The following is a 25,968-nucleotide window of genomic DNA, read 5'->3' as shown; positions in this document are numbered from 1 at the left end:
AGAACCCCCATGAACTTGAAAGGAACTGAAATCAAAGTGCATGACATGACGCTTCGCGATGGCATGCACCCCAAGCGCCACTTGATGAGCCTGGAACAAATGCTGAGCATTTCCAAAGGTCTGGATGAAGCGGGTGTGCCACTGATTGAAGTAACCCATGGCGATGGCTTGGGTGGTTCATCGGTGAACTACGGCTTTCCTGCGCACAGCGATGAAGAATATTTGAGCACCGTGATTCCTGCGATGAAGCAGGCCAAGGTGTCAGCCTTGTTGTTACCCGGCATTGGCACTGTGGACCATTTGAAAATGGCGAAAGATTTGGGCGTGCACACCATACGTGTTGCCACGCACTGTACCGAAGCCGATGTGAGCGAACAGCACATTACCTATGCCCGCAAACTGGACATGGACACGGTGGGCTTCTTGATGATGGCCCACATGGCCAGCCCCGAGAAGTTGATTGAGCAGGCCAGGCTGATGGAAGGCTATGGTGCGAATTGTATTTATGTGACGGATTCCGCAGGCTACATGTTGCCTGATGAGGTGTACGCAAAAATCAGCGCAGTGCGCGACGCACTAAAGCCGGAAACTGAAATTGGTTTTCATGGTCACCACAATTTGTCGATGGGTGTGTCCAACTCGATTGAGGCCATTCGTGGCGGTGCTCGCCGCATTGATGCAGCCGCCGCAGGTTTGGGCGCAGGCGCGGGCAACACACCCATGGAAGTACTGGTGGCGGTGTGCGAGCGCATGGGTATTCAAACCGGTGTGGACGTGTTCAAGATTTCCGATGTGGCCGAAGACCTGGTGGTGCCCATCATGGACCACCCCATTCGAATTGATCGCGACTCCATGACCCTGGGTTATGCCGGTGTGTATTCCAGCTTCCTGTTGTTCGCCAAACGCGCCGAGAAAAAGTACGGCATCAGTGCCCGTGAAATTCTGGTGGAGCTGGGCCGACGCGGCATGGTGGGTGGCCAGGAAGACATGATTGAAGACACTGCCATCACCATGGCCCGTGCAAGGAGCGCCGCATGAAACTGGACAAGAAAACAATTTCTGCACTGGCCGAGCATTTGGAAAGTGCCGAACTGAATGCACGCGATGTGGTGAAGATTACCGATGATCACCCCGACATGGACTGGGACGATGCCTATGCCATTCAGGATGAAATTCGTGCCCGCAAAGAACGCCGCGGTGTGCGCATTGTGGGTTTGAAAGCAGGTTTGACTTCGCACTCGAAGATGAAACAGATGGGTGTGGACACGCCGGTGTTTGGTTTTCTGGCCGATTACTTCAGCGTGCCTGAAGGGTCAGCTGTGAAAGTGAGTGAGCTGATTCACCCCAAGGTAGAACCTGAAATTGCATTCGTAACCAAGGCTGATTTGCGCGGCCCGGGCTGCAACATTGCCACTGTGTTGGCGGCCACTGATTTTGTGATGCCCGCCATTGAAGTGATTGACTCGCGTTACCGCGATTTCAAATTCGATTTGAAAAGTGTGATCGCCGACAACACGTCTGCTTCACGTTTTGTGGTGGGCGGCACCATGAAACCAGTCGATGGCATGGACCTGAAAACCACCGGCATTGTGCTGGAAAAAAATGGTGTGCCTGTGGCTTTTGGCGCAGGCGCCGCCGTGGTGGGACACCCTGCTGCAGCCATTGCCATGTTGGCCAACGAGCTGGCCAAGCGCGATCAGTTTGTGCCCGCAGGTTCGCTGATTTTGTCGGGTGGCATTACCGAGGCTGTTGCCGTGGAAACCGGCGACAACGTGACCTTGCATGTGCAGGGCCTGGGCCAGGTTGGCCTGCGTTTTGAGTAAGGGAGCAAACCATGCCATTTGCACAAATCAATTTGATTGAAGGCCGCACGGAAGACCAAAAACGCGCGGTGATTGAGAAGGTGACCCAGGCCTTGGTTGAGGCGGTGGGTGCACCCGTTGAAACAGTTCGGGTCCAGATCATTGAAGTGCCCAGCACCAACTGGGGAATTGCAGGCGTGTCGGCAAAAGACCGGGGACGCTAATTAAAAGCCGCACATAAAAACCAGGCGGCTTTCATTTGCCAAACAGAGAAGGCAGGAGACATTGTGAATATTCAGTATTCAGGGGCGCCTTTGCGCCTAAAAAAATCAACAATCGGCTTGGCGATCTTGGCTTTGACCGGTACGGCATTGCTGAACGCCTGCGCCGAAAGCGCAGAGCAGGTTTCGGTTGGTGCCGTGCAGCAAGTCACCAAAACAGTTGAGCGTTACGAGGTTATTCAAACCCTGAGTGCTCAAGGCAAAACAGTGCTGGGTGGTACGCAAACAGGCGTGGTGACTGTGTCAACAGACGGGGGTAGTTCGTGGCTCCGTCAGCGGGTATCCAGCACGGCATCTTTCATTGATTCTGCATTCTGCCCGGATGGCAGCGCAGCCATGCTGGATGTGTACAACACCGTGTGGACATCCTCCGGTGATTTCAAAGACTGGTTACCCAGCAAGTTCGACAAACCTTCCAGCCCGGTTGCCATTGAATGTCACAGCAGTGGTTTGTGGGTTGTTGGCTCAGGCTCTAATTTGATCAATTCCACCGATCAGGGCAAAACCTGGCGCGTGGTCAGCTTTGACGAAGATGCGCAGTTCACCGCACTGACTTTCACCAGCGACACACACGGCATTGCCTTTGGCGAGTTCGGCATGTTGGCCTTCACCAATGATGGCGGGCAGACCTGGCAACGTGGTGAACCGATTGCCGGCGATTTCTACACCTACGACACCTTGTTCACCGATGCCAACACTGGTTATGCCACTGGCCTGGCCGGGCAGGTTCTGAGCACGATCGACGGTGGAACAAGCTGGGTTCGCATGGGCAACACGACAGAGGCACCTTTGTACCGCCTGTTCATGCATGCCGGTGCTCCGCATGGTGTGGGTGCCAACGGTACGCTCGCCCGCCTTGAGGGCGATCAGTGGGTACGCGTTGCTTACGACAGCCCGGTGTTGTCTTTCCTGGGTGCTGCGGTATCGGGTAGCCAATCCATTGTGGTGGGCGGTCCTGGTGGCTTGCTTCGCACCGTTCAAAGTTCCAATTCCAGTCAGGCGGACCCATCATGATCAAGTCATTCGCCGATCGTATGATCGCTCAAATTATTCGTGCTGAAGAATGGTTGTTTGCCAACCCGAAAATTGTGCTCAGCATGATCATGCTGGTCACCGTGGGATTTGCTGCCGCTATTCCCCAGTTGAAGGTGTATTCCGATTTCTCGGACCTGCTGCCACAAAACCACCCTTACATCAAAACCTACAACCAGCTGAAAGAGAATTTCGGCGGGGCCAATATGGTGGTGATGGCGGTGGAAGTGAAAGAAGGCACGATTTTCAACAACGACACTTTGAAGTTGATTGAAAAGGCCACGCAGGGTGTGGACAACCTGCCGAGTGTGAACCACAACCTGGTGAGCAGCCTGACCCACCGTTCTTCCAGAAAAATTTATCTGGATGAAACCGGTGCGTTTCTTTCCGATACTTTTTACGACAGCAACAAGGGTGAGCTCAGCGACGCCCAACTGGCGCAGTTGCAAAAGGATGTCACTGCCAACCCAACCATTTATGGTTTGCTGGTGTCGCCCGACATGAAGGCTGCCTTAATTAAAGCGCAGTTGAACGAAGGCGATATTGATTACGAAAAAACATTCGGTGCGCTGATGCAATTGCGCACTGAATTGACTGATGACAAACACAACCTTTACACCACTGGTAACCCGGTGTTGACAGGCTGGGTGTACACCTACCTTGATCAACTTGTGGCCATCATGGCTTACACGCTGGCCTTGCTCACCTTGTTGTTGATCGTGTACTTCCGCCGTTTCTATGGCATTGCTTTGCCGCTGTTGGGCATTGCCTTGTCATCCATTTGGGGCTTGGGTTTCATGGCCATGGTGGGCATCAACCTTGAGCCCCTGTCCTTGCCGATTCCTTTTCTGATTGCGGCGCGTGCCACCTCGCACGGTGTGCAGTTGGTGGTGCGTTATTACGAAGAACTGGCGATTGTAAAGAATGGCAAGAAGGCTGCACGCAATGCATTGGAGGCCCTGTTCCGCCCCGGTTCGCTGGCCATTATTGTGGACGCGTTAGGTATTGCTGTGTTGGTGTTGGGCGCTGCGCCATTCAATTACAAGTTGGGTATTGCAGCCGGTTTTTGGGGTTTCTCGGTTATTTTCACTGTGCACTTCATGGTGCCGCTGGCACTGACTGTGTTGCCACAGCCCAAGAATACCAAGAACGAAAACCAGGGCATTCGTGATGCCCTGGGCAGCATCACCAGCAAAACCGTGGCGCGTTTCAATGGCGCACTCACCGTGCTGATCGCCACAGTGGCTTTCTCGGCGGTGGGTTTCTATTACGTGAAAGACGTGCAGATGGGCGAATCGGAACCCGGTTCACCCATTTTGAATCGCGATCACGATTACAACCTGGGCACTAAAGCGATCAATGATTTGTTCCCCGGTTCCGAGGAATTGCATGTGCTGGCCCGCACGGCAGAGAAGGGCGGTATCAAGCGCCCTGAGGTAATGGCCGCCATTGAAAAGTTTCAGGCGCACATGTTGAGCGACCCTGAGCTGGGTGGCACCAAGGCGATTCCCGGTGTGGTGCGTGTGGTGAACAGGTTGCTGCACAACGACGATCCCCGTTGGGCACAGTTGCCCGACAACGAATCGGAAGTGGGTGGCTTGATGTTCGCCTACCAGGTGTCCAGCCCGATTCCTGGTGCGCTGAAAGAGTTTGTAACACCCGATGAAAACGAAGCCAACATGGTCTTTTATTACAAAGACCACAAGGCCAGCACCATTAACCGAGTGGTGGCTTTGGCTGAAGAAGGCAAGCGCATTGCCGAAGCTGAAGTACCCGGCCTGACCATTGAACTGGGTGGCGGCATCATCGGTGTAACAGCTGCGGCCAATCAGGCTTTGCACACCGATCACATGATCATCATTCCTGCGGTGATGTTGATGGCCTTCACTTTGGTGATGCTGTATTACCGCTCGGTGCATGCGGGTTGGTTGATGATCATGCCCATGCTGTTCGCCACCTTGATGACGTATGCCTACATGGGTGCATTCGGTATCGGTATCAGCGTGAACACCGTGCCTGTGATCGCAGTGGGTGTCGGCGTGGGCATCGACTACGCCGTGTATTTCATGGACCGCATTCGTGAAGAAATGCACACCGTCAAGAACATCAAACAAGCCGTGATCAATGCGGTGGCCTCCACTGGATATGCCGTCAGTTTCACGGCCGCCACTTTGATTGCCGGTGTGGTGTTGTGGATTTTCATGTCTGATCTCCGATTCCAGTCGGATGCCGCCGTGCTGCTGAGTTTCATGCTGATTGTGAATGCCATTGCCGCCATGTTGATTGTGCCGGCCTGGTGTGTGGTGTTCAAACCGAAGTTTGTGATGGGTGAAGTGCAGGAAGAAAAAGTACAAGCCGCTAATTTGAAACTGGCGAAAGCCGCCTGAATAAATAACAAGCAGTACAACAGCAACAAAGGAGAAGGGGCAACATGAACAAGATGAGACAAAAACCCGCTCTGCACCGCGCAGTGTTGGCAGCCGCCGTTTTCGGCCTGCTCCACGGCACTGCAAATGCAGCAACGTTTGAAGGCGAAGATTATGAAGTGGACATGTTTTACGAGAATCACTCTGTGTATCGCGGTGAGGACAACACAGGCGAGTCTGTGGGCATGGCCAAGTTCAGGAACACACTGATTGCTGAAGGTCGGAAAACCGGTAAGAACGGATGGCGCTACAACGGTACATTTCGAGGCACCTACGATGGTGTGTATGACCTGAACAAAGATCAGTTTGGCAAGACTGCTGGCGGTGCAATTCAGATTGAAAGCTTTGGTCAGCCTGGTGGTTCTGTTCCGCACGGTGGTGGTGCACCCTTGTTTGGAGCCCCTGCCGGTTCGTATCCCAACAATCCCAACGAGGGATTTCGGGTGTTGGGTGACCGTTGGCACAGCACCGATGGTGGTGTTGCTTTTGGTGTGCCTGTGCGCCCCTGTGATTACGATTCACGTGGTTGCGTGGATTTTGGTGGTTATGGTGACCTGACCTTGAATGAACTGCGTCACCCGGAATTCAACAGCCGGCTCGATTTCATTCGTGAAGCCTACGCCACCAATACTTTTCCCCTGAAAGACGGCACCGACCTTTTTGTGAAAGTAGGCAAACAGCAAGTGGTGTGGGGTCGTACTGATTTATTCCGTGTGCTTGATGTGATCAACCCCGTTGATTTTTCCCGTAACAACATTTACGACGAGCTGGAAGACATTCGCATTCCCATGTGGATTGCGCAGGCCGAATGGCGCTTGGGTCCTTCAGAAACCATGCAGGATCGAAACCTGCAGGTGGTGTGGAACTTCGATAAGTTTCGCCCGAATAACCTGGGTCAGTGTGGCCAACCCAACGTGATTCTGGATGCAGGCTGTCTGTTCCGTGGTTTGAAGAACCTGTGGGACAACGGTGGCACCGTGTCTAACTTCCTTCCAGGCGCTGATGGACGCCAATCGATTGCAGCCAACTTCGGTCCAGGCCAAATTGGTATTCGGGATGTTTACTTGCCTGACTGGAAACTGGACAACACGCAATTGGGTATCAAGTACGAAGGCATTACAGCCGATGGCTTGGGCTTTTCTCTGAATGCGCTCACTTACCGTTCACAATTACCTTCACTGCGGGGGATCACCAGTGGTGCCACCAACGTGGGCACGGGTGCGCCGCAGGGACCTGACAACACACATTTGATCGCCTTTGATTTTGTGTACCCGCGTGTGAACCTGGTGGGTGGTTCCCTGGACTTTCAAGTTGAAGCCGCTGCTGCCGCTGTGCGGGTAGAAGCTGCGTTGACTGAAGGTGAGGAATTTGCCAACACACTGCGCCCTCAGTTGTATTCCGAGAACAATGTGTTCCGCGCTGTGGTAGGTGTGGATCGCCCAACGTTCATCGACTGGATCAACCCGCGCATCGCTACCTTGATTTCAGGTCAATTGTTTGTGCAGCATATTTTTGATCATGAAGTTGAGCAGCGCCCACTGGGTATTGCAGGCATGCCTGATTGGGAAACCAATGCCATCGGCACTTTGTTGGTGAAGGGTTTTTTGCAAAATGGTCGCGTCAGCCCAACATTGATTCTGGCGCACGACTTCAAAGCCGAAGCCACTGCCATTGCGCCTTCAGTGGAATGGCTGTACAGCGACAACCTGAAGTTTGTGTTTGGTGCCAACTTCAAAGTGGGCGAAAACGACAAATACAAGTTTGACGATTGCCGCTCTTGCAACCCCTATCCCGGCGTTACTGGCCCACCCGGGTCCATGTCAGGCTCAGCAGGTTTGGGCGGTTTTGAACCACTTGGCCGATTCCGCGCAGGCCCAATTGGCGCGGCATTCAAAGAAGACGATCTGTTTGTGCAGATGCGTTACAACTTCTAATCAGACAGGAGACACACCATGAAACTGAAAACACTCGCCATTTCGATTGCAACAGTAAGCGCCTTGGGCACTGCCCATGCAGCCACGGAAGCAGACTTGCAAAACTCATTCAATCCTTATAAGAGCGGTGTTCCTACCGTGCCCGGTTTGCAAGCTGGCGCGGTGGTGAACAAGGCCAACGTAGAGCAGTTCAAGGAGGCCTTGGACCCTGGCATGTACATGGCCGTGAAGAACGGTTGGTACGACATCAAGGTGGGCAAAACCACCAGCTTTGATGTGGACAAGTTTTATGTGGAAGCAAGCCGCAAGAATCTGGGTAAAACCAAGCTGGGTCCCAAGAATGGTGACTTGACCGGGTTTGCCGGAGGGCGGCCTTTTCTTGAAGAACCCGATCTGAAGGATTCACGCGCTGGTGAAAAGCTGGCGTGGAACTACAAGTACGGTATTAACTGGGGCGATGGCGCGGCCATTTATCCTTTCTACTGGAAGTTTCGTAACCTGCAAACAGGCCAACTGGAACGCACCATCAAGTACAACTTTCACTTCCTGAATTTCAAGCACCGCGTGCAGCACAACCCCACGCCTGAAATTTCACCGAACCCGTCTGACTTCTTCCGGGCGATTTATGTGAAGGTACTTGAGCCTCAGGATTTGAAAGACACCCAGCTGTTGATTCAGCGTTACGACGATGATCAAAAACTGGACGAAGCCAACTTGTACCTTGGTTTTCAGCGCCGTGTGCGTCGCTTGGCCACGGGTCAAACCACGGATTCATTTCTGGGTTCTGACCTGATGATTGAGGACTTTGAGGGTTACAACGGCCGTGTGTCTGACATGAGCTGGAGCTACAAAGGCACCAAGAACATTCTGATGCCTTTCTACAACCACAATGAAATGAAGCTAACCGATGAATTCAAAGAATCCGATGGATTCAAGTTCATCAATTTCACGGGGCAGGGTCAGTGTTACCCGGACATTACCTGGCAACTGCGCAAAGTGTATGTGCTGGAAGCCAAACCTGTGAGTGCATCACACCCGATTGGCAAACGCGTGATGCATGTGGATGCGCAAACTTTCGCTGTGTCGAGAACGCTGGTGTATGACCGCAAGAATGAGTTGTGGAAGAGTTGGACCATTGGCAAGAGCCACCCCGATTTCCACCACCCCATTAACAAGGGCACTGGCATTGCGATTGATGACAGCTTCAGTATGGTGGATGTGCAAAGCCAGCACTGCACCACTGGGCAGTTCAAAGGCTTGGTAGACCCCAAGTTGACTCCACCTGAAATGATGCGCGTGCAGTTTATGCGCGGTGGCAACTGATCGTTTCATCCGCTTTCCGGTAGCGTCTCGCCGGAACTGATCCTCCTCCAGGAGGCTTTAAGGCAAATTTCTGAATTTCAGGAATTTGCCTTTTTTTATCACTCCAGCGGAATGCCTTCTTTCTTCAAGCGATAGGCCAACTGGGGGCGCGTAATACCCAACACGCGTGCCGCTTGCGACAAGTTGCCTTTGGCCTGTTTCAAGGCGGTTTGCATCAGACGGCGTTCCAGTGTGTCCAGCCCCACGTTTTTGGTCAGAATTTCATGGCACAGGTCATCAATGGGCCGGTTTTCAACTGGGGCCAATTCGCCTTGCGCGTTCAGTTGTGATCTTTCCTTGCAGGGCTCAATGCGGTCATCAAAAAGATGGCAGGCCTCTACATAGCCACCATCGGGCGCAAGCACCACAGCGCGTTCAATCAGGTTTTCCAGTTCACGAATATTGCCTGGCCACTCGTAGCTCATTACCTCTTGCATGGCTTTGTCTGTGAGCCCCAAAAGCTTCTTGTTGTAGCTTGCGCAGTACTTCGTCATGAAGCGGTTGATCAGGGGCGAAATGTCAGCCTGCCGTTCGCGAAGTGGCGGAATCTTGATGGGGAAAGTATTCAATCGATAATACAAATCAATGCGGAATTTGTTTTCGCGAATGGCCTGTTGCAACTCCACATTGGTGGCCGCCACAATGCGCACATTCACTTTTTGTACGCGTTCTGAACCCAGGCGTTCGAACTCGCCGGTTTGCAGCACACGCAGCAATTTCACTTGCGTGGACAACGGCAGGTCGCCCACTTCATCCAGAAACAAGGTGCCGTGATCGGCGCGCTCGAATCGGCCCGCGCGTGGCGTGTGCGCACCGGTGTAAGCGCCTTTTTCAACACCAAACAATTCGGCTTCAATCAGCTCGTGGGGAATGGCTGCGCAGTTCACTGCCAGGAAGGGGCCTTTGGCGCGCGGGCTGTTGTCGTGCAGCCAGCGGGCAAACATTTCCTTGCCCACGCCGGTTTCGCCCAACAGCAGCACGGTGATACTGCCCTGTGCTGCGCGTTGCAGCAATTCAAAAGCTTGCATGAAGGCAGGCGACACACCCACCAGGTCGTCGTTGCTGCGGCGGCGAATCAGCGCACTGTCGAGCTTCTCCGCAGCCATGTGATATTCAATCAATTCTTCTGCAAACGCCTGGGCCTTGAAATAGTCCTCGTAGTCGGGGTCGTTCCAGGCCTCCGCGCTTTGCCCGATGATCAGGCACTGCGAATCTCCTTGGCTCATGCACTCCATTTCACGGAACAGTACCAGCTTGCCCATGAAGGCACTGGTGTAACCCGAGGCATAGCCAATCATGGTCCAGCAAGCTGGTTCATCGCCTTGGCCGTAGTCGGCAACATGGGCTTCGTCTTCCCAGGAGTTCTTCCACACAAATTCACCGTAGAAGTGTTTGGTGGACAGGTTGATTTCCATGCTGAGCTTTTCAACCTGCACCATGCCTTCAAGCGTATGCAGTTGGGGGCCCAGCATGAAGGCTTCCTCGACCGAGCTTCCGGCGCGCCTGTGCTTCAGGGCCACCTGACCATCGCGGATGCCCGAGGCAAAGCCAAGCCGCACCAAAAGGCCGCGTGCGCGCTTCAAACCCAGGGTTTCAAACAGTTCTTTGCGCAAGGCGCCCAGGGCGCGCGCGTGCATCAACAGCATGCGTTGCTCATCCAGCCAAATGTGGCCAGAGGGCAGGTTGAATTTCAACAGGGATTGCAGGTCGGTCACAGTATTCATGTCTCCATGTGCCTCTGGGTTTTTTTCTTTTGATTATGCCTTGTTTTTGAAACAAAAAATGTAAAAAAGCCCAAGCGGGGAAGCGACCCCGTTTGAGCTTTCAAGGGCCGCACGAATGGCCCGCCAGAAGCAGGGTGTTGCTTAAGTGAATACGCCCAAAAAGTTCTCGTTGAGCTTTCTGTCGTGGTAAAAAATCGCCCGACCCAGATCGTCGCTGGTCCAGGTGATGATCGGCTTGTCGGGGTAGTGAATATACCCACCGGCAAACACCTCGTTGCGGTTGCCCGAGGGGTCAAAGAAGTAAATGGTTTCACCGCGGGTAATGCCGTGGCGTGTGGGGCCCAAATCCAGCGACACTTTCTTTTTGGAAATAATGTCGGCTGCTCTCAGTACTTCACCCCAGTTGTCCAGAATAAAGGATGCGTGGTGGAACGCACCTTTCATGGGTTGGCGAATGAAGGCCACATCGTGTGGCTTGGTTGAACAACTCAGGAACACACTGATGCGGAAGTCATGGTTGTCTTCAGCCACCACCTGTTCGGTGATGTCAAAGCCCAGCACCTCAGTGAACAACTTCACCACACCATCCAGGTCATCGCCGTACAACAGGCAGTGGTCAAAGCGTGAGGGCGCCATGCCTTTCAAACCATCGGGCCAGGGGTCTGGGTTCACCAGCGGCAGGCAGTTGCCTACCTTGTTTTTTTCAGCCAGCAATTCCATGGTGTGGCCGGTGGTGGTGGTGAAGCGGAAGCGCTCTCCGGTTTCAAGATGTTCGCCTGCTGCAATCCAGCAGCAGTCCGTGGCCAGTCCACTTTCAGTTACTTTTTTAGACAAGTCTTTCAAGGTGTCTACGCTGTCCACGCGCCAACCCATGTAATCCATGCCAGCGGCATCGGCTTCGCGCAGTACCACGCTGTGGTGGTCATGTTCGTCCCATGCTTTCAAATACACGCGGCCCTGTTTGTCGCGCCCGGTTTCAAGCAGGCCCAGCACATCGGTGTAATGCTTCACGGCTGGTTCCAAATCCAGTACCCGAAGCGCCACGTGGCTTGGCCTTAAAACGCCCTTCATTGCCATGTTGATCTCCTTATCCCTATGGTTTTATTGCTATGTGTGCATGGGTTGCTTGGCAAAATGCTTCGCAATGCACTTTTCCATTTTTCCGAGGGCCGACAGTTCAATGTCGGTCAACGGAAAACATCGGCAGGCCAACACCACGCCCTGGGCTTGTTCTTCGGCGGTCACATGCTGCCGACTCATTTTCAGGGTGTGATATTCGCCCGATTCAATTCGGACACGACACACGCCGCATCCGCCTCCACGGCACCCCACCGGGATGCCTTTGCGGTTCAGTTGTTCCATGCCTTTCAGCAAGTTGTCTTCTGGTCCGCAGGTGTACTCTTCCTTGGTGTTTTGAATGGCCACGCGATGCATCTGTGTGGCCCTCCCTACACGTGTTTGAACAGCGGGCTTTTCTTGGCCAGTCCTTCTGCATCGGCCGAGGTCAGGAACCGCTCTGTGTAAATATCCCTTTCAAACAACTGGCCTTGCATCAGTGTCGAAATACATGCTTCGATCATGGGCGGTGGGCCGCACATGTAGGCTTTGTGTCCACGAAAATCATTGTTGAAGTGTGCTTTCAAAGCCTCGTGCACAAAGCCTTTTGCGCCCGTCCAGTTGTCGCCCACATCGGTATCCGACAAAGCCGGGATGTAAGTGAAGTTGGGGTGCTGTGCAGCCAGCTCCGCAAAGTGATTGTGGTAGTACAACTCGGCTTCATTGCGCGCGCCTTGCACCAAGGTGATCGGCAGCGTGCAGCCTTCATTGAACAATTCTTCAATCATGGCTTTCGGGCTGGAAAGCCCTGAGCCGCCAGCCAGGAAAATCATCGGCAAGTTGGCTGATTTGCGCGTGAAAAACCGACCCAGTGGTGCAGTAAATTCCAGCGAATCGCCCACCTTCAGTTCGTCGTGAAGCCAGGTGGTTGCGGCACCGCCTGGTACTTTTCGAATATGCAATTCCACCTGGTTGGTGCCCGGTGCATTGCCAATCGAAAACGCACGCTCGCCTTGCACACCAGGCACTTTCAGCATGATGTACTGGCCAGCCTGAAACTGAACCGGCGTATCCACTTCCAGCCAAATGCCACGAATGGTGGGGGTGAGCATGTCGGCTTTGACCACGCGCCCTGCGAAGTCTTGAAGGCCGATGAATTGTGCATCCGGGTCTTCGTCGACTTCGGCCTCGATCACCATGTCCGATTCCACCGTGGCGCAGCACGCCAGGATTTTTCGTTCATCGCGTTCGAAGTCCATCAGTGCAAACGGGGATGCTTCGCCATGCTCGAAATCGCCATCCACGACCTGCACTTTGCAGGTCGCGCACAGGCCGTGGCCACAGGCATGGGGCAGCCAGACACCCGCCCGCAAGCAGGCGTCCAGTACAGTTTGACCTTCTTCAATGTCCACCGTGGCGCCAATGGGCTCGATGGTGAGTTGATAGCTCATGCGGGCTCTCCCTTGTACTTAAGCGCAAGAGCCGGAAAGGCCCGTCAAGCCGGGGGTTGTGAAACGCAGCACTGACTTGTGGGCCAGGCCGTTTTCATCCAGCGATTTGCTCAGGTCGGGTGTGAAATCGTCACTCCCGTGTTGCCACTGAACTTTGCTCCAGTCAATTTTTGCAAAGTCGGGGTGGCTGCCATACAGCGATGGCAGCACCTCGTTCACCAAGGCCCCGAAAGGCATGGCGGGTGGCAGCGGCAGGGCCATGGGTGCGCAAAACATGAGGTGGTGCTCCCAGTTCACAAACAGCAAACGGTTGCCGTGAAAATTTTCCTCAAGATCGCGCACTTGCCCGGTGTAGCCGGGGTGCAATGAAACCAGTGCCATGTTGTTCTCCTCTTTACTTGTTGTCGTGGTGTGTCAGGTGGCGGGTGCGTCTTTGTGGTTGCGCCCCGTCCATTGCTCCCAGTTGGTCTGGTCCTGACTGCCCATGTATTCGCCGTTGTCCTGGCCTGGCACCAGGTTGTAGTACTTGAGAACGTTGTCCAAGCCTTCGCCACCGCAGTTGCCCTGGAAAATCTGGTGCACAGGCAACCAGCTTTGAACATACTTTTCCGGCTCGTTGTCGAAAATGTCCTTGCAGCCATCGGAGCAGAAGTTGTACTTCATGCCGTGGTAGGTGGAATCTCGCAGACAGGTTTTTGTGGGGTCATCGGGTTCTGTGAAAATAGTGGGAACCTGACACACCTGGCACAGCATGGGCAGGCCGGGGTTGCTCCAGCGTTTGCCTTCTTTTTGAAGGGCATCCCAGTGCTCGAAGCGTGGACGATAGTGCTTGTCGAATGTATCGGGGTACTTCTCGCTCAGCCACTTCAATTCGCTTTCTTCGGGCACCCAGGTGTGAAATGCGGCAGCGTGGCTGAAGTTGTAGAAGGTGGCCCACACTTCATGGCTCAGGCGGCTTTTTTCTTTGCTGGCCACTTCGTGGTACTTGGGCATGCGAATGCCATAGCGGCTCAGGTCTTCAAACAGTGCGCCACCGTTTTTCTCGAAGTAGGTTTCCCAGGCTTCTTGCCAGCTCATCACGCGCTTGGGCAGCATGTAGTCCATCATCATCGACACCAGCGCCAGCAGGCGGTAACCGCGCCAGAACCACTTGTCGATCCACTTCTGGACAATCTCGCGGTTGCCCGGGTCTTGTTCCAGCATGAACTTAACCACTTCCAGGCCCAGTGTCATGTGGCGCGATTCATCCGACTGCGCCGAGAAACCAAAAGTAACCGTGGCCATGTCGCCGTTGTAGGCGGCACCGCTCATGAAGGGCATGAACAGCAGGTTGGTTAATACATACTCAAAAGAAAACGAGATGGCTGTAATGAATTCGAAGGGGCCAGCCGATTGTGCATCTTCAAAGTAGCTCTTGGGCACGCTGAGGTACCACACACGGTCGTGCATGTGGCGGAAGTCATGCAGGCCGTTGAAAAACTTGTTGTAGTGGCTGATGGTGTGCACTTGGGTTTGTGCATGGCGCAACTCGTCGATTGCTTGCATTTGCGAAGCGATGCGCGCACTGACACCACGCATGGAACGACCCACATGGGCATAGCCACGGTGTGCTGCATATTCCAGTGGAGAAACACCCGTGAGGAACAGCTTCAACGTGTTGATGTAACGTGCATCGGTCACATTGAACTGGCCATTGTTTTGAGCGAATGCATCAATGATGGCGTACAGTTTTTTTTCTTTTTCGCCCTGGAATTTCCAGTAGGCGTCCATGGTCAGGCGGAAGGGGTCTTCCCACTTGTCCCAATCGTGAATCTTGATGCCTTCAAACTGGTCGTACGGAAACACATCGTCCATGGCCTGGTAAGTGGTGTCCCATCCAAGGCCGCGGGTCATCATGCCGTATTTTTCTTTCAGGCCCAGTTTTTTGTTGCCTGTGTTCTTGGGTACTGCGCTCATGTCTCTACTCCTTCAAGTTGAAAATTTCCGGGGTTGGGCTTCAAGCCGCGTGGCCCCAGTACAGTTCAAATTCATCCTCTGTTTCATTGATGCTGCCCGACAGTGAAATCAGGTTTAGGTGAATTTCCTGAAGATCCCAGTCACGACCCATCAGGTCTGACACACTTTGCCGTTTCACCACCAAGCGGCCCGGTGATTCAATCTTCACCATTGCCGGGAATTCCTCCACGGTGGCTTGGGGGTTGTCTTCGCGAATGGCCTCAACAATGTTTCGGGTGTCGTCGTTCGTCACAAACGCAATGAAAACGGGCGTGGAAGTTCGCTTTTTGGTCAGATCGTTCATGCTGGGGCTCCGGGGCTTTTCAAACCAATTTTCTTGGCACGCACCAACAGTTCTTCCTTGATTTGCATGAAAGTGCTGGCGGCTTCTTCCGCAAACAGCGCGGTCATGAGGGGTTGCAAAGCGCGGGTGGTTTCCACCATCCAGATGTCGAACCAGCGGCTCAGAATTTCCTTGTTTTCTGGTGATTCATCGACGGCAGTTTTTACCGTTGAATCGACCCAGCGTTGGGTTTCTGTAAACCACTCCTGCATGAAGTTGGTACACATGGAGAAGGTTTGACCTGTAATCGGATTCAGTCGTGTTTCCAGGTGCTTGTAGAACATGGGGTAAAGCAGGCCGTCCATCACCAGGTTCTGGGCCAGAAACACTTCAAACCAGTCCTTGGTCACAAACAGGTTTTCCATGCTGCGGCGGAGTTCCTGCCATTCCGGGGTGTGCAGCCAGTGTTGCTTGCCCACTTCCAGTGAATCGCCTGTGTTGCCATCAAGCAGCAAGCCCAAACGGCTGACGTATTGCGCCAAACCAAGGCGATCCATGGTGTTGTACATGGTGGCCTGGGTCACTGCCGCACCATAGCCAAAGCTGGTGCAAAAGCAGTTGTTCATGTTGGCGCCCCATTCGTAGTGGCGCAGCGGCAGCACCGCAAAAATCAGGTGTTCTTTGTCTTTCTCGGACAGGTTGAAAAACACACCGCGCTTCTCGGCAAACTCAAACTGCTTTTCAGCGGCATCCTGCTGTTTCGCGCGGTTCATGGTGTACACACCGTAGTAATACTGGCGTGGGTCTTTGAAGCTGTACCAGTCAGCCATTTTGATGGCGCTGCGTGCCGTGTCGTACAGCTCGTACTGTGGGTCCCAAATTGGGCGATAGTGGAAGTTGGTGTCCGACTGCATGTCGAACGTGGCTTCTTGATAACGCGAAGCAGGTTTGTCTGCACCCAGCCTGCGGGCCACGTGCGAGAACGTGTTTCGCAGTTGTTTGATATTCGACGTTTTGATGTCGACTTGCATAATGTCTTCTCCTTCCTTTATTTGGTTTTTATTCGCTGACGCCGGCTTGGCCGAACTGCCATTTCAAGCGTTCGTAGTCCAGCCATGCGCATTGTTCGGCCGTTAATTCCACGGCTTTGTGCAGCTTGCAAAATTCCCGAAACTGGTCGAATTGCATGACCAGCTCTACACACAATTCGGGATCGCCGATCGAAAATTCGAATTCGATAAAGCGATCATTCAAGGTGCCGGTAACGCGCACATAACGTGGAATCGATGCCTCCAGAATTCCGTTCATCTCCGGTGGCGGGGTGTCGCTTTTGGATAATTTGACTTCTTTGATCATTTGGAACCCTCTTGCTTGATTTCCCTGTAATAGGGGGCAAGGGGTGTGCCATGCAGGCTAAGTGATTGAAAGAATGAGGATTTGAAAAAATAGAGGGGATATTCTAAGAAATTTACGGGTACTCAAAAGATGAATTGCTGCGGTGCAAGTTGATCAAATGGTGAAATGTATTACCCCTGTGAATTGCAGTCTGTGTATTCGTGGTTGAATAAACGCAATAAAAACAGACAGGAGACAGTTCAATGGGTGAGGCGCAGCGCAACAAAATTGGTCATTTGGTTCCCGAGGGCGGCTGGCGCAAAGCCGAGCGCATTCGTGTGGCACCCTTGAAGCCAGAGGAAATGAGTTTGTTCGCACGCATTGCAATTCGTGTGATCAACAAAGTGGGCAAACTCGAGGCCTCCAACCTGTTCATGATGTTGTTACGCAATTTCAGGTTGTTCAAAGCCTGGTTGGGTTTTGCCGCACGCATGATGCCTTACGGCGAAATTGATCGGCGCGACACGGAACTGGTGATATTGCGTGTGGGCTGGAATTGCCGTTGCCGCTACGAGTGGGGCCAGCATGTTGACATTGGATTGCGCACGGCCTTGTCTGAGGATGATATTGTGCAAGTGCCTTTGGGGGAAACAGCACCCAATTTCGAGCCGCGTATCAAAGCACTGATGAAGGCTTGTGATGAATTTCATCACGAGCGCATGGTATCGGTCAGCACCTGGGCTGAGTTGGAGCAGCATTACAGCCCCCGCAAATTGCTGGAAGTGTTGATGCTGATCGGCCACTATGAAATGTTGGCGGGGGTATTGAATTCAACGGGTTTGCCGCTGGATCACAAGCTGGACAAGCTGCTTGAAAAAGTTTGAGTCAACTGCTTCACCAACTTCCCTGAATTCAACTCGGGCCGTTCGCGCCACAACTTGGCCACTTGTTCAGCGCCGCCAGAAATGGTGTGGGCCAGCACAATCAATTCTTCGTTCACCGGTTTCTCAAGCTCTTTGGCCAGCAGGGCAGCAATCACTTGCACGGTGTTGAAACGCAGGCTCAGGATTTCTTGTGCAGCAGGCCCGCTTACAGCGTTGCCGCCACCGTAAAGCAAAGCCCAGGCTGATGGGTATTCTTCCAGAAACGAGAAATATGCTTCAAAGCCTCTGTGTAATTTTGTTTTCACATTGGCTTTGCCAGAAAACGCTTCTAGTATTCGGGCTTCCAGTGCACCACGGGCTCTTTTCAGGCAAGCGGTGTAAATGCCGTCTTTGGACTGAAACAGGTTGTAGATCATTGGGCGTGTAACACCGGCTGCTTCGGCAATCGCATCAATCGAGGTGGCTTGGTAGCCCAAGCGGGAAAACTCCACCTCGGCCACATCCAGCAGTTGCTTTGCGCGCACTTCACGCGGCACACGTCCGTGTTGATGGCCTTCGATTGCTGAGGGCATTTCTTTCTCCAAAGTTGAATCCGGCAATTGGTCGCCTCAGTATAAGATGAACAAATAGACTTACAGTTATGTAAGTGTAAATAAAGTTTAAATAGCGAATCCGGAGATCAAGCCATGACTATTTCTTACCGATCAAGCCTGTTGATGTGCTTGGTGATTGGCTTGTCAGCTTGTGGAGGGGATGGCGCACCTAGCACGCGCGTATCGGCTGCGCAGGTCAATAAGGCCGATGTGGCCTTTGCCCCCGAGGTGGAGCCCGATACGTTTTACCACGCCAGTGAGCAAGAATTGCATCGTGCGCCGGGCAGCATTCTGGGCTCAAGGCCGGTGCCGTTTACCTTGAACGGGCAAACCCTGCCCAATGAGGCCTGGCAAATCAAGTTTGCAAGCAGAAATTCTGCTGGCGAACCCATTGTGGGCATGGCCACGGTGGTGAAGCCGACCGTTGCCAGCGCATCGCCAAAGCTGGTTTCTTTTCAAATTGCCTACAACGGTTTAGGAGCCAGCTGTACACCCTCGCAAACCTTGTCGGGCAGCAGCGATGCCGACAACGGGGTGATCAACTATGGCAGCTATGGCGCTGGTTTGAACGCATTGGGCTGGACCATGGTGTTTCCCGATTTTGAAGGGCCGTACCACACCTATGGCGCAGGCAAGTTGTCTGGGCAAGTCACGCTGGATGCGATTCGCGCAGCGCAGTCTTTTGAGCCACTTGGGCTTCAAGGCAATGTACCCACGATGATGTGGGGTTATTCCGGTGGTGCAATTGCTACCTCATGGGCCTCCGCACTTCACCCGGTGTATGCCAATGAATTGAACCTGATTGGTGCTGTGTCTGGCGGCACGCCTGCAGACTTACTGGGTGTGGCGCGCGGTGCTGAAGATCAATTCTTCTTTGGCCTTGTGTTCAGCGCCTTGGTGGGAATTAATCGGGAGTTTCCTCAGCTGTTTGAAGGCAGGCTGAATGCGGAAGGATTGCGTGTGGCCAACGCCATCAAGGATGGTTGTGGGGGCGTGCCGGCCGATGGCAGCGAGGGGGCCAGCGGCAACATCAGCAAGTATGTGAATGTGGCAGATTTCTACAACCAGCCGCACATGCTGGAACTGGAAAATTCAATTTCCTTGCCGCAGGCAGCGGGCAACCCACGTATCCCGGTGTTTTTCTATCATGAAATTCTGGATGAGGTCATCCCTGTCGAGGGCGTGGACAAAGTGGTGGATGCTTGGTGTGCCAAGGGCACACCTGTTACCTACCTCAGGTCGTTGACTGGTGAGCACTTGACCGGTTCACGCTTTACACCCGAGGCTCTGGATTTTATCGAGAGCCGGTTTGCAGGCCGCGACTTTTTATTGGCGCCCACGGCGATGCGGTGTAACTGAGATTCTTTTCAAGGCTGCGGCACCGGGTTGCTTTTACAAGTCATTGATTCGAATATTCTGTTGTTTTTAATAAATCGTTTACTTTGTGAATTAAATGTGGTGTTGTTAAACCATCAATCTCTGTTAAGGTGAAACCGAAATCCAAGAAATACAGAGGAAATTTGATGAGCGACAGCAAAGATTTGATGGTGCCCGACGGTGCGGTTAATCCAATTGATACGGATTACAAAGTAGGTCAAGACAACATTATCGTGAAATTAGGGCCATTCGGCTTGGACATTCACAACCGGGTTTTTGCAATCTCCGGTTTGGCGGTGGTGGCGTTTGTCATTTTGACCCTGGCGTTTCAAAACGATGTGGCTCCACTGTTTACTTCTACTCGCGATTGGCTCACTTCAAACCTCGACTGGTTCTTCTTGAGTGCGGCCAATGTCTTCATTTTAGTGGGTCTTGGTATCGCGATTTCTCCACTTGGAAAAGTCCGCATTGGCGGGACCGAAGCCAAGCCTGATTACACTTATCTGGGTTGGTTTTCAATGCTGTTTGCAGCGGGCATGGGCATTGGTTTGATGTTTTACGGTGTGTCCGAGCCCTTGTCGCATTACACAAGTTCGGTGGGTGGCACCGATTGGGCGCCATTGGGTGGTGCTGAAGGCGACACCGCTTCCGCAGCTCGCTTGGGCATGGCCGCCACGATTTTTCACTGGGGTTTGCACCCTTGGGGCATTTACGCAATCATCGCATTGGGTTTGGCAATCTTTTCATTTAATAAAGGATTGCCCTTGACCATACGCTCAATTTTCTATCCCTTGCTGGGCGAGCGCGTGTGGGGTTGGCCTGGCCACATCATCGACATTCTCGCAATTCTTGCCACTTTGTTTGGGTTGGCAACATCGCTCGGGTTCGGGGCCTCTCAGGCCGCAGCAGGCCTTAACTTCCTGTTCGACTTTCCTGCCAATGACACCAGCAAAGTGTTGTTGATCATTGGCATTACAGCCATTGCGCTTTTATCGGTGGTCGCCGGGCTGGATGCGGGCGTGAAGCGCCTCTCAGAAATCAATATGCTGCTGGCAGTTACGCTGTTGTTGTTCGTCATCATAGTGGGCCCAACGGTGCTGATCTTGACAGGTGTGTTGGACAACCTGCTTGCCTACATTCAATACCTGCCCGCGTTGTCTAATCCGGTGGGCCGGGAAGATGCCAATTTCACGCAGGGTTGGACCGCCTTTTACTGGGCCTGGTGGATCTCCTGGTCACCTTTTGTGGGCATGTTCATTGCGCGGGTTTCCCGGGGCCGCTCAGTGCGTGAATTCATCGTGTCAGTGTTGCTGGTTCCATCGCTGGCCTGTGTGCTCTGGATGTCGGTGTTTGGTGGCGTGGCCATTGAGCAAGTGGTCAATCAGGGTTACCAGGCGGCCGCCGAAGCGGAATTGCCTTTGCAGTTGTTCATGATGCTTGAAGCCTTGCCCTTGGCGCAAATTACCTCATTCGTGGCCATTGTGTTGGTGATTGTGTTTTTTGTGACCTCGTCTGATTCGGGCTCGTTGGTGATTGACGTAATTTCAGCAGGCGGCAAGGTTGATGCGCCGACCCCTCAGCGCGTATTCTGGTGTGTATTCGAAGGCTTGGTGGCCATCGCGCTGATTCTCGGGGGTGGCTTGGCCGCATTGCAAGCCATGTCGGTGTCCACCGGGTTCCCGTTCACCATTGTGTTGCTGGTTGCCACTGTGGCGGTGATCAAAGGCTTGGCCAGCGAGCCGCGAGCCTAATGGATTGTCCATGAACGTTGAGCAACAGGAAATCACAGAATTTTTTCAGAAGCATGCGCCCTTGAACACATTGAGCGAGGCGCAGCTTCAACTTGTGCTTTCCAACCTCGAAATCAGTTATTTCAAGGCCGGTTCTCCAATCCTGAATTTTGATGAACCCTCGAATTACTGGTTTGTGATTCGCAGTGGTGCAGTGGAGGTATTCAGGCGGAACGGTCAGCTGTACAACAGACTTTGCGAAGGGGGGTACTTTGGCGAGTTCGGTTTGTTGCGCGGAAAAAAAGTACGTTTCCCGGCCAAAGCCCTGGAGGACACCCTGTGCTACATGATTCCCGCGCCGGTGTTCACGAGCCTGTTTGAGCAATGTGAGGCGTTCGCCGATTACGTTGAGATCGAAGACCACACCCGCTTGCGGCAAGCCGTATCGCGCAGTCATCAAAACAATGTGTTGTTCACCTCGAATATTGATCAATTGATCAGCTCAGCGCCCCTGTGTTTGCCTGGTCATACGCCCTTGCAAGAGGCGGCACGCCACATGGTGCAAACGAACCAGACTGCCCTGATTGTGCAGGATGAAGCCAGGGCATTGATCGGCATTGTGAGTGATCAGGATTTCCGGGATCGCGTGGTTGCCAAAGGTCTGCCCTACAGCACGCCACTGCGGGACATCATGACCGAAACCCCCAAAACGGTGAAACACAATCAATTGGTGTTCGAGGCGATGATGCTGATGCTGCGCCACAATACGCAGCATTTGCCAGTGATGAAAAATGGCGAAGTAATTGGCGTTGTGTCGCAATCTGATTTGGTGAAGTACCAGTCGCGAAACAGTTTGTTTTTGGTGAACAGTATTTTCAATGCAGGGTCAGTGGAAGAGTTGGCGGCCCTGAAGAAAGATGTTCAAGACGCTTTTGTTCGCATGGTGCAAGAGGATGCCAATTCGCGCATGGTGGGTAGCGCAATGGCGGCAATCGGCCGAAGCTTCAAACAAAAACTGCTCGAGTTGGCTGTTCAGCAATTTGGGCCACCCCCGGTACCTTGCTGTTTTCTGGCCTTGGGTTCAATGGCCCGTGAAGAACAGTTGATTGTGACTGATCAGGACAATGCACTGGTGCTGGCCGATACCTATAGCCCGGATTTACATGGTGAGTATTTTGAGAAGCTCGCAAATTTTGTATGCGATGGTTTGGATGCCTGTGGCTACGACTATTGCACCGGGAAAATCATGGCGAGCAATCCACAATGGCGAATGCCTTTGGCTGCATGGAAGCAGACTTTCACCGAGTGGATAGAAAACCCCAGCCCGGAGGGCTTGCTCAACAGCAATGTGTTTTTTGATCTGGATGGCGTGTGGGGCGAAACCGCATTTGCGAATCAACTGAATCAACTGATTCGCAGCAAAGGCAGTTCATCGTATCGTTTTTTATCGTCAATGGTTCGCAACGCCTTGCTGCGCACTCCACCACTTGGATTTTTCAAAGACTTCGTCATGGAAACCGATGGCAGTCAAACAAAAACCATCAACATGAAACGCCGTGGTACAGCGCCCTTGGCCGATTTGATCCGGGTGCATGCATTGTCTGTGGGCAGTACTTCGCGCAATTCTTTCTCCCGGCTCACAGACATTGAAAAGGCAGGTATTTTGGTCAAAGGTCAGGTGGCAAATATTCGGGATTCCATGGAGTTGATTGCCATGGTTCGAATTCGCCACCAGGCACTTAGCGTGGAAGCGGGCAAGCAGCCTGACAACAATGTTGATCCCCGGCAATTGTCTGATTTTGAACGCAAGAATTTGAAAGACGCATTCCAGATTCTCAGTGATGCCCAAAATTTCCTGAAGTTTCGTTATCAATCCAGTCGTGGTCAATAGCAACCATGATGCCCTTGCCCAAGTTGACCACCTATCTCAAACCTGGCGCGCAGCAGTCTTGGCGCATGCCGTTTGAAAAGGCTGCGAGTCTGGCCCAGCACCCCGCCTTGAAAGCGTTTTACTCAGGCTTGAAACTGGATGAAGATTTGCCTTTGAACGGCACCCCCATGTTGGCACTCGACTTTGAAACAACAGGCCTGAATCCTGAGTACGACGACATCATCAGCATTGGTGCAATACCCATGGATTCAAAACGAATTCTGTTGGGGCAAAGCCGCTATTGGGTGTTAAAACCCGCCGCAAAGTTGCGTGCAGACACCATACCGATTCACGGGATCACCCACTCGGATATTGAGCAGGCCCCCGATTTGATCGATGTATTTCCAGACCTGCTGGAAATGATGACAAATCGCGTGGTGGTTGCGCACTGTGCGGGCATTGAATCGCAGTTTTTGTCGACTGCCTTGCAGTACCGCATTGGGGAAGGAATTTCGTTTCCGGCGTTCGACACCATGGGCATTGAACGGCATTTTTCAAACAATCAGCACTTGGGCCTTTTTGCTCGCATGTTCAGAAAAAACCAGGCGGGTTCCTTACGCCTTGCCGATGTACGCAGCCAATACAAACTGCCTTTTTACAGACCACACAACGCCTTGCTGGATGCGTTGGCCTGCGCAGAATTGCTACAGGCACAGATTCAATACCATGGCCTTGACGCACGCCCGGTCAGCCAGATTTTGCCATTGAGATAAGGAGAACAACACCAATGACCACCCGTTTAAAGCCAATACGCTGTGCAGCTGCACTGATGTGTTTGTCCCTGAGTTTGCCTGTGATGGCCCAGGAAAGTGCCGCCGAGTTGAAAGAGCGGATCCGAGTGCTTGAGGCACAGCTTGAAGAAAGCAAACGTGCCTTGGCCAAGGCTGAGCAACAAAGCAAGGTGACAGAAACGGCCTCGACTGAGCCCGACACTGACATGGCCTTTGACCTTGCAGGTGGTCGACTGAAAGTGGGCGGTGCGGTGCGTGTGAACTACACCGCAGGCACCTACCCGAAAGACACCGGAGGCGGGGAAAGCAGCCGTGCCTTCCCCGATGGGGGCAATGTCGGATTGGACACCGCACGTATTAATCTGGATTACGAGAACGGCAACGTGCTGGGCAAGTTTGAATACCGGTTTTACGACGGATATGGTGGATTTGGAACGGGCTACCACATGTTGCACACCGCCTGGTTGGGTTACAACTACGCCAATGGCAGCCAGGTGCAAGTGGGTGTGAACAGGGTACCGTTTGGCCCTGGCCCCTACGGTGTTTCGCAAAGTTTTTTCTTTGACCAGCACTACTACGTGGGCTTGTCCGATGACATGGATTTGGGCGTGAAATATTCATGGACCACAGGTGACTGGAAATGGGATGCAGGGTATTACCTGCAGGATGAAGGTTCTTACAAAGGTGGATCCAAAAAAGCAGACCGCTATTCCTACGATGTCATTACCGATGGCGCAGGCAATGGTTACGCCGAAGAAAACCAGTTGAACTTGAGGGGGATCTACTCCACCAAGCTGGCCGGTATTGATTCCGATTTGGGTTTCTCGACCCAGTACGGTCAGCTTCGCGGCGAGGGTGTCAACGCTTTGGGCAATCCAACGCAAGACGGCGACATGTCGGCCTATTCACTGCACATGGTGAACAAGTGGAACAACTTCACGCTGGCCACACAGGGTACTTATTACGACTACGATGTGCAGCAGGCCGGTGTGCCCAATCAGGGCGAAATTTTAATGGGCGCATTTGCGTTCCCGACTGCTGTGGCCCAGAAGGCCTTTATTCCTGCAGTGTCGCTAAGTTACTACCTGGAAACTCCCTCGATTGGCTGGTTGAACTATGTGATTCCGTTTGCGGAATACAGCTCGATCATGAAAGACGAAAACGGATTCAATGACAGCGAGCTCTACACCATTGGTGCGGCTTTTGGCACTGCCGGGGGGTGGTACACCTATGCAGAATACGCCACCAGCAATGGCAACGATTTCATTGGTGGTGACGGCGGTTTCAACAGCCGGTTTGGTGCCAACCCAGACCAGAAACGAAACCACCGGTTCAACATCAATTTTGGATATTACTTTTAATCGCTACAGGCCAAGGTTTGCTCCAACACCCAGCAGCGTTGCCACACCCAGTGCAGCAAACATGGCCGCAGCGATTCGGTGGACAAGCTTCATCGGGATTTTCTCGGCGAGCTTGTCGCCTGCAAATACCGCGGGTACGTCGGCAATCAACATGCCCAAGGTGGTGCCAGCCACCACCATGAGCACATCGGCGTAGTGAGCCGACATGGCCACCGTGGCAATTTGCGTTTTATCGCCCATCTCGGCGAGGAAAAAGGTGATGAAAGTGGCTCCGAACACGCCCAGCTTGCTTGCAAGCTGGGTTTCTTCATCTTCAATTTTGTCAGGGATCAGAGTCCACGCCGCCATGGCGATAAAGGACGCACCCAGTACCCAACGTAGAACCGATTGATCCACATTGGCTGTGATCCAGCTGCCAACAGCACCTGCCAGGCCGTGGTTAATGAGTGTGGCCAAAGTAATACCCACAATGATGGGAATGGGTTTTTTAAAGCGGGTAGCTAGCAAGAATGCGAGAAGTTGGGTTTTGTCCCCAATTTCAGCAAGTGCAATCACACCGGTTGAAACGAGAAGTGCCGATGACATTTAAAAATTCCTGAAGTCAATTCATACAAAGTGTTGGATTAATGTGTTGCGCCGGTAACATCTCACAAATTGCTTAGTAATATACTGGGCAAATAT

The 25,968-nt window shown here is 53.0% G+C and carries 24 protein-coding genes; 13 read left to right on the top strand and 11 right to left on the bottom strand.

Features of this window, described 5'->3' with window-relative positions:
* Positions 1 to 9 precede the first annotated feature (9 nt).
* The 7 genes from dmpG to ACVL1J_RS06745 all read left to right on the top strand — a co-directional run bounded on the left by dmpG (position 10) and on the right by ACVL1J_RS06745 (position 8,798).
* Complete coding sequence (gene dmpG / locus ACVL1J_RS06775; RefSeq protein WP_341236816.1) at positions 10 to 1,038, top strand: 4-hydroxy-2-oxovalerate aldolase; 1,029 nt, start codon at positions 10 to 12, stop codon at positions 1,036 to 1,038.
* Positions 1,035 to 1,823: a 2-oxo-3-hexenedioate decarboxylase gene (gene dmpH / locus ACVL1J_RS06770; protein WP_491665211.1), complete on the top strand. Its 789-nt coding sequence runs from the start codon at positions 1,035 to 1,037 to the stop codon at positions 1,821 to 1,823. Before dmpG ends, dmpH begins: the two co-directional genes overlap by 4 nt.
* A gap of 11 nt (positions 1,824 to 1,834) precedes the next feature.
* Positions 1,835 to 2,026, top strand: a complete 192-nt coding sequence (gene thmT, locus ACVL1J_RS06765; protein WP_159568769.1) for a 2-hydroxymuconate tautomerase — start codon at positions 1,835 to 1,837, stop codon at positions 2,024 to 2,026.
* Between the two features lie 63 nt (positions 2,027 to 2,089).
* Entirely contained in the window at positions 2,090 to 3,097 is a 1,008-nt protein-coding gene (locus ACVL1J_RS06760; protein ID WP_341236818.1) for a WD40/YVTN/BNR-like repeat-containing protein, read from the top strand.
* Positions 3,094 to 5,502 (top strand): efflux RND transporter permease subunit, encoded by a 2,409-nt coding sequence (locus ACVL1J_RS06755; protein ID WP_341236819.1) that lies wholly within the window; start codon positions 3,094 to 3,096, stop codon positions 5,500 to 5,502. The genes ACVL1J_RS06760 and ACVL1J_RS06755 overlap by 4 nt, the downstream gene beginning before the upstream one ends.
* Positions 5,503 to 5,546: 44 nt before the next feature.
* Complete coding sequence (locus ACVL1J_RS06750) at positions 5,547 to 7,475, top strand: DUF1302 family protein (protein WP_341236820.1); 1,929 nt, start codon at positions 5,547 to 5,549, stop codon at positions 7,473 to 7,475.
* 18 nt (positions 7,476 to 7,493) lie between these two features.
* Positions 7,494 to 8,798 (top strand): DUF1329 domain-containing protein, encoded by a 1,305-nt coding sequence (locus tag ACVL1J_RS06745; RefSeq protein WP_341236821.1) that lies wholly within the window; start codon positions 7,494 to 7,496, stop codon positions 8,796 to 8,798.
* Positions 8,799 to 8,896: 98 nt separating this feature from the next.
* On the opposite strand, the gene ACVL1J_RS06740 is transcribed toward ACVL1J_RS06745, so the two are convergent.
* The 9 genes from ACVL1J_RS06740 to ACVL1J_RS06700 form a co-directional block, all read right to left on the bottom strand.
* The gene (locus ACVL1J_RS06740; RefSeq protein WP_341236822.1) at positions 8,897 to 10,561 is read right to left on the bottom strand and encodes a sigma 54-interacting transcriptional regulator; all 1,665 of its coding nucleotides are present in this window, start codon (positions 10,559 to 10,561) and stop codon (positions 8,897 to 8,899) included.
* A gap of 141 nt (positions 10,562 to 10,702) precedes the next feature.
* Entirely contained in the window at positions 10,703 to 11,638 is a 936-nt protein-coding gene (locus ACVL1J_RS06735) for a catechol 2,3-dioxygenase (protein ID WP_341236823.1), read from the bottom strand.
* Between the two features lie 30 nt (positions 11,639 to 11,668).
* Entirely contained in the window at positions 11,669 to 11,995 is a 327-nt protein-coding gene (locus ACVL1J_RS06730) for a 2Fe-2S iron-sulfur cluster-binding protein (RefSeq protein ID WP_341236824.1), read from the bottom strand.
* A gap of 14 nt (positions 11,996 to 12,009) precedes the next feature.
* The gene (locus tag ACVL1J_RS06725) at positions 12,010 to 13,068 is read right to left on the bottom strand and encodes an NADH:ubiquinone reductase (Na(+)-transporting) subunit F (protein ID WP_341236825.1); all 1,059 of its coding nucleotides are present in this window, start codon (positions 13,066 to 13,068) and stop codon (positions 12,010 to 12,012) included.
* A gap of 18 nt (positions 13,069 to 13,086) precedes the next feature.
* Positions 13,087 to 13,449 (bottom strand): phenol hydroxylase subunit P4, encoded by a 363-nt coding sequence (locus ACVL1J_RS06720; RefSeq protein ID WP_341236826.1) that lies wholly within the window; start codon positions 13,447 to 13,449, stop codon positions 13,087 to 13,089.
* A 33-nt stretch (positions 13,450 to 13,482) separates the two neighbouring features.
* Positions 13,483 to 15,024: an aromatic/alkene/methane monooxygenase hydroxylase/oxygenase subunit alpha gene (locus ACVL1J_RS06715; RefSeq protein ID WP_341236827.1), complete on the bottom strand. Its 1,542-nt coding sequence runs from the start codon at positions 15,022 to 15,024 to the stop codon at positions 13,483 to 13,485.
* A 40-nt stretch (positions 15,025 to 15,064) separates the two neighbouring features.
* Positions 15,065 to 15,367: an MmoB/DmpM family protein gene (locus ACVL1J_RS06710; protein WP_341236828.1), complete on the bottom strand. Its 303-nt coding sequence runs from the start codon at positions 15,365 to 15,367 to the stop codon at positions 15,065 to 15,067.
* On the bottom strand, positions 15,364 to 16,377 hold the full coding sequence (locus tag ACVL1J_RS06705) for an aromatic/alkene monooxygenase hydroxylase subunit beta (RefSeq protein WP_341236829.1): 1,014 nt from the start codon (positions 16,375 to 16,377) through the stop codon (positions 15,364 to 15,366). Before ACVL1J_RS06705 ends, ACVL1J_RS06710 begins: the two co-directional genes overlap by 4 nt.
* Before the next feature lie 28 nt (positions 16,378 to 16,405).
* Positions 16,406 to 16,702, bottom strand: a complete 297-nt coding sequence (locus ACVL1J_RS06700; protein WP_341236830.1) for a phenol hydroxylase subunit — start codon at positions 16,700 to 16,702, stop codon at positions 16,406 to 16,408.
* 242 nt (positions 16,703 to 16,944) lie between these two features.
* Here ACVL1J_RS06700 and ACVL1J_RS06695 point away from each other — a divergent pair, with 242 nt between their 5' ends.
* Positions 16,945 to 17,565 (top strand): carboxymuconolactone decarboxylase family protein, encoded by a 621-nt coding sequence (locus ACVL1J_RS06695; RefSeq protein ID WP_341236831.1) that lies wholly within the window; start codon positions 16,945 to 16,947, stop codon positions 17,563 to 17,565.
* Here the strand turns inward: ACVL1J_RS06695 and ACVL1J_RS06690 are convergent.
* Positions 17,532 to 18,137, bottom strand: a complete 606-nt coding sequence (locus tag ACVL1J_RS06690) for a TetR/AcrR family transcriptional regulator (protein ID WP_341236832.1) — start codon at positions 18,135 to 18,137, stop codon at positions 17,532 to 17,534. The two genes, ACVL1J_RS06695 and ACVL1J_RS06690, sit on opposite strands and share 34 nt — an antisense overlap.
* 114 nt (positions 18,138 to 18,251) lie before the next feature.
* On the opposite strand from ACVL1J_RS06690, the gene ACVL1J_RS06685 reads away from it, so the two are divergent.
* The 5 genes from ACVL1J_RS06685 (at position 18,252) to ACVL1J_RS06665 (ending at position 25,287) form a co-directional block, all read left to right on the top strand.
* Positions 18,252 to 19,517 (top strand): lipase family protein, encoded by a 1,266-nt coding sequence (locus ACVL1J_RS06685; protein WP_341236833.1) that lies wholly within the window; start codon positions 18,252 to 18,254, stop codon positions 19,515 to 19,517.
* A 164-nt stretch (positions 19,518 to 19,681) separates the two neighbouring features.
* Positions 19,682 to 21,286, top strand: coding sequence for a BCCT family transporter (locus ACVL1J_RS06680; RefSeq protein ID WP_341236834.1), 1,605 nt, complete (start codon positions 19,682 to 19,684; stop codon positions 21,284 to 21,286).
* Positions 21,287 to 21,296: 10 nt separating this feature from the next.
* Positions 21,297 to 23,156 carry a DUF294 nucleotidyltransferase-like domain-containing protein gene (locus ACVL1J_RS06675; protein ID WP_341236835.1) on the top strand — a complete coding sequence of 620 codons (1,860 nt, stop codon included), beginning with the start codon at positions 21,297 to 21,299 and terminating at the stop codon, positions 23,154 to 23,156.
* Between the two features lie 5 nt (positions 23,157 to 23,161).
* On the top strand, positions 23,162 to 23,908 hold the full coding sequence (locus tag ACVL1J_RS06670) for a 3'-5' exonuclease (protein WP_159572166.1): 747 nt from the start codon (positions 23,162 to 23,164) through the stop codon (positions 23,906 to 23,908).
* Positions 23,909 to 23,922: 14 nt separating this feature from the next.
* A complete protein-coding gene (locus ACVL1J_RS06665) occupies positions 23,923 to 25,287 on the top strand; it encodes a hypothetical protein (protein WP_236550898.1) in 1,365 nt (454 codons plus the stop codon).
* A gap of 3 nt (positions 25,288 to 25,290) precedes the next feature.
* Here the strand turns inward: ACVL1J_RS06665 and ACVL1J_RS06660 are convergent, their stop codons facing one another.
* Positions 25,291 to 25,872: a TMEM165/GDT1 family protein gene (locus ACVL1J_RS06660; protein ID WP_159572169.1), complete on the bottom strand. Its 582-nt coding sequence runs from the start codon at positions 25,870 to 25,872 to the stop codon at positions 25,291 to 25,293.
* Positions 25,873 to 25,968 lie beyond the last annotated feature (96 nt).

Source organism: Limnobacter sp. G6BE5S, assembly GCF_058448965.1.
Note: the sequence above shows the minus strand (reverse complement) of the source record. Positions and strands in the feature narration are given on the sequence as shown.